At 53.2% G+C, this 13,072-nt stretch carries 8 protein-coding genes; all 8 read right to left on the bottom strand.

Annotation, left to right across the window (positions count from 1 at the left end; genetic code table 11):
- Positions 1-6 precede the first annotated feature (6 nt).
- Positions 7-1,041 (bottom strand): histone deacetylase family protein, encoded by a 1,035-nt coding sequence (locus REH51_RS12420; protein ID WP_498935931.1) that lies wholly within the window; start codon positions 1,039-1,041, stop codon positions 7-9.
- 17 nt (positions 1,042-1,058) lie between these two features.
- A complete protein-coding gene (locus REH51_RS12415; RefSeq protein WP_009722136.1) occupies positions 1,059-2,333 on the bottom strand; it encodes a TRAP transporter large permease in 1,275 nt (424 codons plus the stop codon).
- On the bottom strand, positions 2,330-2,875 hold the full coding sequence (locus REH51_RS12410; protein WP_009722135.1) for a TRAP transporter small permease: 546 nt from the start codon (positions 2,873-2,875) through the stop codon (positions 2,330-2,332). Before REH51_RS12410 ends, REH51_RS12415 begins: the two co-directional genes overlap by 4 nt.
- A 57-nt stretch (positions 2,876-2,932) precedes the next feature.
- Positions 2,933-4,006, bottom strand: coding sequence for a TRAP transporter substrate-binding protein DctP (dctP, locus tag REH51_RS12405; protein ID WP_498935929.1), 1,074 nt, complete (start codon positions 4,004-4,006; stop codon positions 2,933-2,935).
- A 141-nt stretch (positions 4,007-4,147) separates the two neighbouring features.
- Positions 4,148-5,083, bottom strand: coding sequence for a bifunctional Delta(1)-pyrroline-2-carboxylate/Delta(1)-piperideine-2-carboxylate reductase (lhpI, locus tag REH51_RS12400; RefSeq protein ID WP_498935927.1), 936 nt, complete (start codon positions 5,081-5,083; stop codon positions 4,148-4,150).
- A 1-nt stretch (position 5,084) separates the two neighbouring features.
- Positions 5,085-5,441, bottom strand: coding sequence for a RidA family protein (locus REH51_RS12395; protein WP_009722132.1), 357 nt, complete (start codon positions 5,439-5,441; stop codon positions 5,085-5,087).
- Between the two features lie 129 nt (positions 5,442-5,570).
- Complete coding sequence (locus tag REH51_RS12390; RefSeq protein ID WP_498935925.1) at positions 5,571-6,338, bottom strand: helix-turn-helix transcriptional regulator; 768 nt, start codon at positions 6,336-6,338, stop codon at positions 5,571-5,573.
- Between the two features lie 182 nt (positions 6,339-6,520).
- A complete protein-coding gene (locus tag REH51_RS12385; protein ID WP_498935923.1) occupies positions 6,521-12,967 on the bottom strand; it encodes a calcium-binding protein in 6,447 nt (2,148 codons plus the stop codon).
- Between the last annotated feature and the right edge of the window lie 105 nt (positions 12,968-13,072).

Raw genomic sequence — 13,072 nt, 5'->3', positions numbered from 1 at the left:
CGTCTCTCAACTTCTCTGATAACCGCGCATAAAGGCGGCAAGGTTAGCGCTGAGATATTCGGTCGGATAGCCGCCCTCTTGAATCACCACGGTGGGCTGCGATAAGGCGCTCAACTGCTCACCCAATGCCACAAAGGCTTCCGTTTCCACGCTGAACCCAGCAAGCGGATCATCCTTATGGATATCCAGCCCCAAAGACACCACGACCGCCTCTGGCTGGTAACGGTTGAGCTGCTCAATCAGCGTGGCCACCGCGTTAAGATAGGTCCCGCCATCACTGCCCAAGGGCAAAGGTAAGTTGACGTTGGCACCTTCACCCTCTTCGCACCCTATCTCGTCCACGCCACCCCAGAAGAAGGGATAAAAATCACTCGGGTCGACGTGTACAGAGCCGGTCCAGACATCCCCGCGGGAATAGAAAATATCCTGAGTACCGTTACCGTGATGCAAATCCACGTCAATGATCGCTACTTTGGCAAATTTCTCACGCAGCACGCTGGCAGCCAGAGCAGCGTTATTCAACAAACAGAAGCCACCCGCGTTATCCGGCCCCGCATGATGACCCGGTGGGCGGCACAAGGCGTAAGCACGTGGGGCCCCGCTCATTACCTCCTCCGTCGCAGCCACGGCTGTCGCTGCCGAGGCCAGCGCCCCTTGAAAGCTTGTTTCGCTTAACGGGCAGGCCATATCGTGCAAATGCCAGCCCGTCTGGCCAATCGGGTGATCAGGATAGTGGCGCGCACCGCCGCAAGGGTGAACGTTCGGTGCCACCAGCGCCGCTGCATTAGGCAGCGCCTGCCAACGCTCATAAATCGTTTCCAGAAAGCGTAAGTAGCGCGGCGTATGAATCTGCTCTAGACGTTTCCGCAGCGTCGGCGAGTCGGTTTCACTAGGTTCAGTCAGGCTCAAACCAGCCGCCGCCAACCCTTTGCTTAGCAGCTCAGCGCGTACCGGCCCCTCCGGCGAAGGCGCTGGCTGGGCGCGCAACAGAAAGGTCGGCGGCGCATGGTAGTCCTGGTCAGGATGGTAAAAGCACTTCATGTGTTGCTATCCACCTTTTAAAGTAGTGAAGGAATCCAAGTTGAAAGCGCTGGAAATGCCGCTAACAGCACAATAACGCCAATGAACGCTACATAAAATGGTAGTGATGCCACGATGGCTCGCTCATAAGGCACTTCGGCTATTCGGGCGGCCGTCATCAGCGTCATCCCCACGGGGGGCGTCACATTGGAAACGTTGAGCACCACAATCATCAATATGGCGAAATGCAACGGGTCAAAACCCAGCTGAATCATGGCTGGCACAAGTACGGGCGCTACCACTACGAGCGCAGGTAGCACATCCATCACCGTACCAATCACCAACAGTAGCAAGCACACCAGCATTAACTGTAGGAATGCGGCATCACTGAAGGTGGTAATAAGCCCAGCAGCGTCTCTGGCAATTCCTGAGCGTGTTACAAACCAGCCCAGTACCGCCGAGGTAGCGAGCAAGAAAAACACCACGCCGGAGAAGCGCACGGTCACAACCAGCGCGTCCCAAATTTTTCGCCAAGTGAGATTTCGGTAAAATACGACGCCAATCACGATGGCATACACCGCCGCAAACCCAGAGGCTTCAGTGATGGTGGTTAAGCCCGACAGAATGCCACCCAAAATAATCAGTGGCACCACCATGGCAGGCAGCGCAACGACAAACGACATCAGCGCTACTTTAAACGGCGTAGGTGCCTGTTTGGGATAACCCCGTTTCCAGGCCAGGAAAAAGCTCACACATAACAGCGCCAACGCCATCAAAAGCCCAGGAATAATGCCGCCCGCGAAAAGATCGATCACCGAAATATCACGCAACAGGGTGGCATATACCACCATCACCACACTGGGTGGAATAATCGGCCCAATAATCGATGAACACGCCGTAACGGCTGCCGCGTACTCAGCGTCGTAACCCTGCCTTTTCATTTCGGGAATCATGATTTTGCCGATTGCCACGGTGTCAGTGACAGCAGCACCGGTTAACCCGGCAAAAAACACCGATACCGAAATATTGACGTGGGAAAGTGCACCCCGAACACGGCCAAACAATGAATTATTAAACGCAATCAACTTGTGAGTTAGTCCACCCTGATTCATTAGCTCGGCGGTAAAAATAAAATAAGGCACCGCGATTAACAAAAACCCTGAAACCCCTGAAAACATCCGGTCGGCAATGATACCGAGCATGCGCTCTCCGCCCAGGGAGAACCCCCCAGCCAGTCCTGACATAGCCATGACAACCGCCACGGGAGCACCAATAAACAGCAACAGCACAAATACAATAATAGTAGGCGTCATGGCCGGGTCTCCCCTTCAGAACTCTCAAGAAGCTCATCAATCACCTCATGCTCGCTTGTAAAGTGCTCAAGCAGTGCAAAGCCGTGAACGAGATGCAGCAACATAATCAGGCCGCTGATAGGAACAACAATGGCCGTCACTTTGCTAGGAATGCGGATCTGATCCGACACCATGTAAACCTGCGTCGCGTTGGTGAAGTAGCCCCAGCCATACCAAGTAAGCATGAGTGCAAATAAGCCGAGGACCGCCAGACACAACACCGCCGCTATTTTCACCATGATTCTGGGCAGGCTACGCACTAGCAGCGTCATCGCTACATGCTCGCCATAACGCAGTGAAATGGTCATTGAGAGAAAGCCTATCCATGGCAAAAAAAGCCGGGCCAGTGAATAGGTCCAGCTCAGCGTGCTGCCGGTAAACAGCTTGTAGAGAAAGGCGGTAAAAGAAATGCCCAGCATCGATAAAATACAGCCAACGCATACCACAATTGCCACCTGATTGACGTGATCACTCAGGCGGCGTAACGGGAGTAAAACGCTCATCGTGATTCCTCACGCTGGGGCAGGCGTGCTACCCCAGCGTTTGTCCGTCGCTAAGTCTTACTGGCCGTAAATGCGCAGATCATCATCTGCAAGCTGCTGACCAACCCGCTCGACTTCGTCAAGTAGCCCCTGCACGCGGGCTTCATCCATACCGAAGTCATCGACGATCCCCTCTTTCCAAGCGGGACGGGCAACCTCTGCCATCCGTTCCCGCTCGGCATCGGGCATTAGGTAGCAAGCTTCAAAGCGTTCGCAGGACTCTACCCAACTGGCGGTGGCAAGCGCACCAGACATACCGTGGCTCAGTTGAATCGCTTCGCGGGCAGAGCTGATTAACGCCTGTTGATGCGTTTCCGGTAGCGACTGATACCAGGATTCACTGACGACCCAAGGGGCACTGTTGTATACATGCCCTGTCAGGGTGGTGTAGTCCGTTACCGCATCAAAGTTGAACGTGGTATTCAACACGGGAGCGTTAAATTGCCCATCCGCCAGCCCCGTTTCAAGGGCAGTAATCAGCTCACCCCAAGGGAGGGGCGTGGCAGAAGCACCAAGTGAGCGCATGATAGCCACGTGAGCTGGGTTCTCTTCGGTACGGATATTGAGCCCTTCTAGATCTTCCATGGTCTCAATCAAGCGCACGTTGTTAGTGAAGGCCACGAACCCGCCGCCATCATCGAACGTACCTAAGTAGCGCATATTGGCGTCTTCAACGGTGCCAGACATAAAGTCAGCAAACCATTCGCTGTCAAAGAAGCTCCACGCTTGACGCCAACTGGTAAACAAAAATGGCGCCGTTACCGCTTGATAGTCGCCATAAAACGATGACATCGCACCCGCTGACATAATGGTCGATTGCAGCGTGCGGCCGCCCTGCACTTCTGAGCCGTTTTCTACTTCTGAGCCTAGCTGACCACCGCCAAAAATAGAGACTTCAAGGTCTCCATCGGTGCGTGCTTCCACAAGGTTTTTGAAATGCACCAGGGCAGGATAGATTTCGTTATTTTTCATATCCTCTGGCAGTTGGGTAGCGATGACCATTTCATAGGACTGCGCCTGGGCGGTGGCACTGGCAATCGCCAGTGGCAGCGTGGCCATGGCAGCGAATAAAAAAGACTGTGTAGGTTTCATAACTTACCTCGTTTTGGTTATTAGCTGGTTTGCGTTATGACTGGCGTTTCCACTCGTAAGCGATCGCTTTATTGTCGTTATTGTTAAAGCCGTAGAAGACGAACGTGACGGCTCTCTGTTAGTTACTCGGCTCTCTGTGAGTTACTGGTTAATGGCCTCCCACACTTCAATGGCCGCCGCTAAGTCTTCAAGCGATGCGCCAACTGACTTAAACAGCGTGATGGCCTCTGCAGAGCGTCGGCCTGGCTTAGTTCCCACAAGCACCTCGGCAAGCTCGGCCTTGATATCCTCGAAACGGAACGCACCTTCGTCGATTGCCTGAAGAATATCGCCAGCTTCACCCTTAGCCCCTGCGTAGGTATCCACAAATACGGCAGATCGACGCAGACACTCAGCATCGGGTTCGCGCATTTGGGGGCGGAAGGCACCAATTAGGTCAACATGCGTGCCCGGTGTTAACCACTCACCTTTAATTAAAGGCTCTGTGGAGAGCGTGACGCAGCTGACAATATCAGCCTGCACAACCGCTTCTTGCAGATCGCTAACGACCTGGGTGTCAAAACGATCCGCATAGGCCTCAGCAATAGCAGAAGCTTTCTCAGGATTTCTGCCCCACACCAGGACACGTTTGATCGGTCGAATGCTGGCATGAGCTTCAATGACCATAGGAGCCAACTTGCCAGTACCCACAACCAGTAGCGTTTCTGCTGTCTCGCTGGCCAGCGCCTGCGCCGCCAAGGCAGAACCAGCCGCTGTGCGGCGGCGCGTTAGTTCGCTGCCATCAATGCAGGCCAGTGGCTGGCCATGCTTGCCTTCACTAAGCAAATACAGCCCTGAAATAGCAGGAATATTGTGTTGTGCATTTTGGGGAAACACATTGACCATTTTGACGCCAATATAGCCTGCTGGCTCCCAGGCAGGCATTAGCAGCATGGTGGCTTCACCGTCGGGGCGATGCATCGCGTGATGATGGCGTGGCGGAGATTCAACGCCGTTCACAAAGGTGGTATGTAGCCGCTTAATCAAACCTTTCCAGGTAAGATAGCGTTCCACTTCCGCCGCAGACACAACCCGCATATCAAGCCTCCGGCAGCGCAGCAACAACCATGATTTCTACTTTCCATTCCGGCTTAGCAAGCTTGGCTTCAACCGCTGCACGTACGGGTGGGCGGCCAGGCACAACCCAGGCATCCCAGGCAGCATTCATTTGATCGAACTCAGCCATGCTGGTGACCCAAATTTGCGCCGAGATAAGCTGCTCTTTCGAGGTGCCTGCCTGAGCTAACAGTTGGTCAATGCGCGCGAGCACTTGCTCCGTCTGGCCACGCATGTCAGCCGTTGCATCACTAGGCACTTGGCCGGCGAGATAAACGGTGCCGTTGTGAATCGCGACTTGGCTCATACGGGCATTGCTGTCTTGATAGGTAACGCTCATGGTGTCTCTCCAAGGAAGGTGGGAATCCTCTTGAGACTACGATGATGATGAGCGGCGTGCTTGCCCGAAACTCTGGGAAATTTGCCCGTAAGTGTTGAAACGTGCCGGGCATTGTTGATCGCGGGTAGGCTAGCGATCTGAGGAGGGGGCAATCTCAAAGTAGCGCCGATAGGCGCGTGAAAAGCTACCTTGGTCGCGGAAGCCAACCAGCATGGCAATATGGCCCAGGCTTAGCGCGCTGTGCCTAACCAACGTACGCGCGTGTTCAAGCCGCCTGCGCTGAACATACGCTAAGGGTGTCACACCGGTTAGCTCACGAAAGCAAGCATGAAAATGGCCAGGGCTTAGCGCACATAATGCGGCTAATTGCTCAACCCGAATATCGTCCGCCAAGTGCTGATCCAGCCAAGCATCCAGCCTTTCTAGATCCAGCCGCTCACTGATACAACGCACGCCAATCTGATCAGCAACTTGCTTCGGCTCATCTTGGAGGTACATATACAGCGCTCGAAGCAGCAGCACGGCAATTTCATTTTGTAGCGCGGGACACTGCTCTAACTGATGCGTCAAGGCATGGGTAAGCTGATTAAGCGCCGGAGGCACGGTGAAAAAACGCGGCTTATCGACCAGCCGCTCGATTTCACTGCCTTTCTCCAACACGGCCAAGTGCTTCACCGGAATATCCAGCACCAGCGTGCGGTTACTGCCATCGCCTTGGTACTCATGATGTCGAGACGATGGAATCAAGCAGCCACGGCGTGCCGTGACGCGCTCGCTCTGCCCTTCCATAGCAAGCTCAGTCACGCCACACGTCGCCAGTATTAACTGGTGAAAATCGTGGGAGTGAGACACCTGCTCTGGGGCTAAATTGCGATTATGCAGCTCAAACTGGTCCATGGACGTACCGTTTGGTTCTACGTTGACGATTGCACTATAAAACGGCTGACCATAGAAAAGCGAGAAAGCGCCAACGCTTGGCTAACGCTTTCTTTAATACGTAAAACAATTTTACAAACAGCTAAATCGACGTTTGAAAGACGGTCCCCGCCAAACTAGCCAACACCGCCTTCACACAGTCATTAGGCAATCGTGTTGTAATTGGTATTCCAGTTAACGTTATCAAAGTCGCCAAGATTAATATTCTCGAACGACGCTAGCGTGTCAGTTTCAAACGCACTGTTTGAAAGTGCTTCGACACGTTGCAGCAGCGCGTCATCGGCGATCTCTTGCGTACTACCATCACCCGCCAAGAGGTACACCACATCACCGCTTTCCAGGCCAAGCTGATCGAGCCAATCAACGCCGCTCTCGAATTCAGCAGTTGTGAACACGGCGAAGGCGTCGTTAACATCTAGCGTTTGCACCTCCTCGCTAATAACAAGTCCTGCGCCTTCGCCACGCAGTGCTGCAAACTCCTCGGCGGTCAGGTCAACACGTAGCTCGTCGGCACCTGGCACATTGCCGACGCGGAAATCGGTGATGCTCATCACCTCGCTACCAGGCTGACCATCCACCGTAAAGGTTTGGGCGAGTTGATCAACGCTACCACCGGCTTCGGCACCCGGCTGATGCGTGTAACCATTGACCGTAAAGGCAATATTCAGATCCTGCTCGGCGTCACTCTCAAGCGGGTCATCAATGACGACAATGCTTGCGGCATCATTGACCAGAAATTCAGCTGGTACACCACCATTGCCTGCGACATTAAGCGTGTAGATATTGCTATAAGTGTCCTGCACTACCCATGAGGTTAGCGAGGAGAGAGGCACGTCGTTATTTACCGCGCCGTCCAGCAGCGTACTGGCGGTGACAAACAGCTCCTCGGCCGCGCGAACATCCAGCAATCCAGCATCGAAAAATGCGCTTTGAGCGGTATCCAGCGAGTAGTTTTCAGGGATGCTTCCTCCACTGATAAAGCGCTGCACTAGGTCTGCCAGAGGGTAAGAAACCGTTAGCCCTGTTTGGTCAAAGTTCTCTAGCTCGCTGAGTACTTCAAAATCTTGATAACCGATCTCATCAGTATTGACGCGCACACTACTCGCCGCTAACAGCACGTCACTATCGATAGCCTCCATGAGCTGCTGAACACTATCTTCTATCACCCAGTTCAGCAGCGTTTCGCGGTCTAGCTCAGCGGCATTGTTGGCCCCTGCCATAATGGAGGCAACGGTGGCTAGCAGCTGCTCACCTTCCGCTACGGTTAACGAGGAAGCATCGAAAGGCTGGTCAGCCAGCACTTGGTAACTACCCGGACGCTCATCGGAGCTGGCAGGCAATACCTCTCCGGCATTTATTACGGCAACCGCTTCTTGTAAGGAGTAACCCACCTCTACGCTATCGAGCGACACGTTGCCTAGCGCAACAAACGCCTCGTACTGCTCGGCGGTCAGAAGCTCATCAGCTCCCAACTGCAAGCTGATGTTAGCTGCGCCCGTTACCCACGCCTCTTCACTTGCCACCAATAGATTAGCCGCCTGAGCATCGGTAATACTCCAGGTCTGAAGCATTTCCACACTGACATTGCGGCTGTTTAGCGCGCCATCCACAATCGCCTGAACTGACTGGTATCGAGCTTCAGCATCAGCAACCGTAGCCAGTAGGAAATTCGGCAATTCAATATTACTTGGCGTAATTTCATAGCTATTGGCAATGCTTTCAATCTGATTCAGCGTTAAGTTGCTGGTTAAAATAAACCGCACTGGCGTATCGCCAAGCTCAAAATTATCTAACCGTTGTAAACGCTGTAAATCGGCAATCGCTAGAATATCGTTATTAACCGACACCTGCTCCGCACCGGTAATATGCAGCGGGAATTCGGTGCCAGCCTGAGCCTCTAGCAAGGCAGCTGCCGTATCAACAACCGTCCACTTCAGTAATGCGTTCACCGAAGGCGTGGGCCCATTGGCATTTGCCAATGCAGATAGCGCCTTATCCACCAACGGTTTAACGTCAGCAGCGGTGAAGGTACCCACGGACAGCTCTTCATCAGCAATACGATAACCCACACTGTTATCGCCTGGATCTTTATTGAGACTTTCAACACCCTCTTCGTCAATGATCTCTAATGCTTCTTCTAGGGTGTACAGCACCTCAATGGGGTCATCGGCATACTGATAGTTGCCTAGAGTCATCAACGACTGATAGTGCGCGTAGGTGATTTGATCATCCGTAATCACGACATTGCCAGCCAACGTTATATGGCCCTGATTGATCGCACGAATAACGTTGTCAGCCGTGTCGCTTACCGTCCAGTCGAACAGGGCTTGAACGGTTTCATTGTTATTTTCGAGACCATTAGCCGCTTCCAAAACCGTCCGGATGTTTGCCAAGGTATCGGCGGATTCTGCGACGGGTAAGGGCTCTACCAGGGCTGTTTTGTTATCTAGCAGGCTAAAACGTCCTGCTGGTGCGAGCAGATCGGCCTCTTCGGCACGCAACGCATCGCTAATATCGGCGTAGGTTACTGCGGTCGTATCACCTAAGCTAAAGTTGTTCAGCGTCGTATCCAAACGCTCATATTGCGCTGCGGTTAAGGTGAGGTTAGTGACTTGAATGGTATCCGCAAGCTGCAACCCATCTGGAAGATTAGCCCTTAACTGCGCCTGGATATTGGTATAACTATCAAGCACGCTCCAGGTATAAACATTGCCGAGATTGGGCGCGTTTTCGGCGCTATCTAGCAGTTGGCGCACAGCGGCCAGATCATTGATAGCAGACTGTACGGTCAATGGTTGTGGGGCAAATAACGCGCCAGTACTAATAATGTAATTAGCCACGACATCGTCGATACCGACGCTAAACGCCTGCGCTAGCGTGTACTCCACCTGTTCGTCGCCACGCTGATACCCAGCGTTATTGCTTTCAATCGCTAGCAGCGCATTGTATTGAACAATGGTAATCGCTTGGTCGGTGACACGAAGTTCATCAGCAAGAGCGATATGCAATGCACCTTGCTCAACGGCTAAAATCGCCTCAGCAGTATCATTAATCACCCAATCAAACAGCTCATTAGCGTCTAGCCCATCGGCGTTATTGGCACCGCTGATAATGTCTTCAACACGGGCAAGCTCAGAACTAGCACCAGCAACGCTAAGTTCTCCTGGGCTGTAAGCTTCTGGCGCAATTTGATAGTTATCCGCCAGCTCAATGTCTGTACTGATAGCACCTTCTAAGGTGTAGCGAACAACCGTGGCAGCCAGTTCAAAGTTATCTAACATGGCCAAGCGTTCGTACTGGGATTGATTAATTCCCGCATTGGCGACACGCACTTGGTCCGCCAGCATCACGTGATCTTCGGCAATATCGCCAATGATAGTATTGGCGTTATCGACCACTACCCAGCTAAACGGCAAAACTTCGCGCAGCTCCTCACTGTTTTCAGCGTTTTCTACTAACGCATCGATCTGGAGGTACTGTTCCCGCGCGTCTGCCACGGTGAGCTCGCCACCCTGACGGCTGGCCTCAGAATTAATCGCATAATTGGTGAGCAACGAGCCAGCATCTTCAGCTTCAATGGCTTCCGACAACGTGTACTCAACAGTTTCTCCGGTGCGTACGTAATTGCTCTGAAGTCCTGTTAGGGCTTCATACTGCGCTAAGGTAATCACACCATCGCTAACGTTGACGGCATTGGCACGCAGTAAATGGGCAACATCACCCGCATCCAAAATAGCGCCAACCGTATCAAGCACTGTCCAGTTGAAGAGTTGATCGACATTGGGCGTTTCTGGGTTCAGCGCATTCGCCAGAATGTTGTCTACGGTCGCGAGCGTATCTTCTGCTTTCAACACGCTAACACTGCCCGCATTAAAGGGCGGTTGTTGGGCGATTTCGTAGTTTTCGGCAAGCACGTCGGCAGCGATTGCTTGTGCCAAGGGGTAGCCCACAACGGTGTCGCCTAGCTGGAAGTTATCCAACGTATTAAGCTGATCAAATTCACCGACGGTTATCGCACGATCACTAATAGTGACGGGGTTAGCGCCAGCGACGTGGCCATCGTTGATATCCGCAATAATGGCACTAGCACTATCACTCACGGCCCACTGAAATAGCGTCAGTGGCGGTTGATTGTTGGCACCTTCCAAAACCCGCGAAACATCGGCAAAGGCTGAAGCTGCTTGTGCGACAGTCACGGTACCGACATCAAGGGGAGCATCGAGATCAATGATGTAGTTGCTGGCCAGCGGTGTTGCATCGAGGGCTTGTGCAAGCGTATAGCCTACTTCTGTGGCACCTAGCTCGAAATTGCTCAGCGCATCGAGCTGCTTAAATTGCTCTGGCGTAATGACGGCTTCTGTGACGCTGACACGGCGGGCTTCATTAAGCTGCGGGTCAGCGCTGGAAGCGTCTATCACGTTGTCAAAACTATCGAGGATGGTCCAGTTCAACAACATCTCGCGTGTTAAACCATCATCCCCAGTGTTCAGCGCGCGATCTGTTAACAGCCGTGTTTCATCAATAAGCTCTGCCGCTTCACGCAGGCTTAATTCATTATTAACAAACGGCGTTTCTGGATCTAACGTGTAGTTTGCGGGCATTTCTGCCGTTTTCAGCGCCTCTTCAAGCGTGTAAGGCACCACCGTGCTGCCAAGTACAAAGTTATCCAGCGTATTCAAGTCTGCAAACTGGTCCGGCCGGATCGTTTCATCCGTTAGCGTAACGCGCTCAGCACCTAAAACGGCGGGGGGCTCCAAACCGCCAGTCACCAACACATCTTCGACGCTAGCGCGAATTGACCAAGTGTAAATGTCGGAAAGCTCGATAGGCGCCGTTCCAACATCGTAATCACCTGCTAAGATCTTCTCCACCAGCGCTAAACGGTCAGCGGCGACGGTCAATCCCAACGTGCCCGCAGAGAACGACTGATCAGGGTTGATCAAGTACTGAGAGGGCAAGTCTCCTTTTTGCGCAAGATTAACCGCGGTTTGAAGCGTGAGATAAGGAAGATCAGCGCGAACATCAATCGTATTGGAAAGATCGCTGTTGGGGTTTTGAACCGCTTGTTGAGCATCGCGAAGTGGGTTGCTGTCGCCGTCTCGATAAGCATCAAGGTTGACGTCCGCCCCCGCGTTATCAATAGCGTCTAGTGCTTGCTTTACCTGACCGGCGATAGAAGGCAGCCCTAATGCATCAGCCATTTGCTGATTGGTCAGCTCACGACCCGCTTCATTGGCTTGATTGAGTGCGTTGGCAAGTAGTGAAAGCGCGTCGCTACTGCTAATACCCGCACTGTTGGCCATCGCTAGCAAGCCAGCAACTTTAACACCCGCGACAAGCAACTCAACGCTAGCAGAGTCTTCTCCCAGTGGGTCGGTAGTCAGCAAATCAACGCGCTCATCTAGCCCCAACGCGGTTTTAATCACACTTTGCGACGTAGCATCGTTGACATCAAACTGCGCCGATAGCTGAACCATCATGGTGGTCAACGGCGTGATCACTGTGGCACCTTCTGGCGCTCGCAACACCCCGTTGAAGGGCAGCCCAGTGGCAATGTCAACGCCACCTGTGGCAGTCAAGATACCGCTGCCCTGCAGGCCACTGAAGAAACCGCTATTATCGGTTTCCACTTGATTAGCGTTAACGGCACGAGTAACGGTGGCACCAGCAATATAGCCATCAATCACATAGCCGCTGATCGTGGGTGGTTCTGGTGCAGGCGGTGTTGAGGAACCACCACCTCCCCCGCCCCCAGCTGCAGCAGCTCCTAACGCCAGCGCACCGCCACCGATGTAAAGCCAAGGTGGAATCTCACCAAAAGAGCTAACTGGGGTGCTGCTACCGCTTGTGGCACTTGTATTACTTGGCGTGGTTTCGTTGCCGCTAACGCTAGGTGAAAAAGACGCACTAGGCACAAAGAGCAGCGTGCCAAAGTCAGTGCTTTCTGCCACACCTTGCTGCAACGCACTGCTCGGGCTGATCAACAAAAGATCGCCCTGTTGAACCACAGCGCCACGCTCCACGAGCAACAGTGAGCCATCAGCACGGGTAATCATTACATTACCATCGGGCAACAGCTCCCATGTCTGCACATTGGGCAACTGGCTTAACGGCACAAGAAGGCCGCTGTCGGCATCCAGCTTTTCCATAAGCGCCGTGATATCGACCACCACGCGCCCGCCTTCAAGCTCAACATCCGCAGCCGCTAGGTAAATACGCTGGCCGTTATCCATTACCAATGTCAGGCTGCCATTAGGTTGGCGAATAACCTCATCAACCCCTTGCAGGTCATTAACAGCAACCATGTCATCTGCCATCGCCTGCTGAGCCATCAGCGGTAGAACCAGCGTTGCCGCCATTCCACCATGCTTTAACACTTTTTGGTTTTTCGCCATCCAACGGCGAACGAAAGCAAGGCGTGCCTGCGGATCAGCCGGTATTTCTATGCGCGCCACACCCTCTTGGGTGTCAGCGAACGCTTGCCAGTCGCCCTGGGAGCCCACTGAACTCACCCTGACGCCATTGAGCAAGTGGCCGTTCATCACACCAGGCTGGGTCGACTTAAGAATATCGGCTGATGATATCGCCATTGAGCACTTCTCCACTGAAAGTTCGCAGGCGCTTGGCGCCTAATCGTTTTTATATCCGGTTGGCGTACATCGCCCACGCGCCTGCACACACCGTGCTTACCAAGC

It is taken from the genome of Halomonas bluephagenesis, assembly GCF_054790765.1.
Note: the sequence above shows the minus strand (reverse complement) of the source record. Positions and strands in the feature narration are given on the sequence as shown.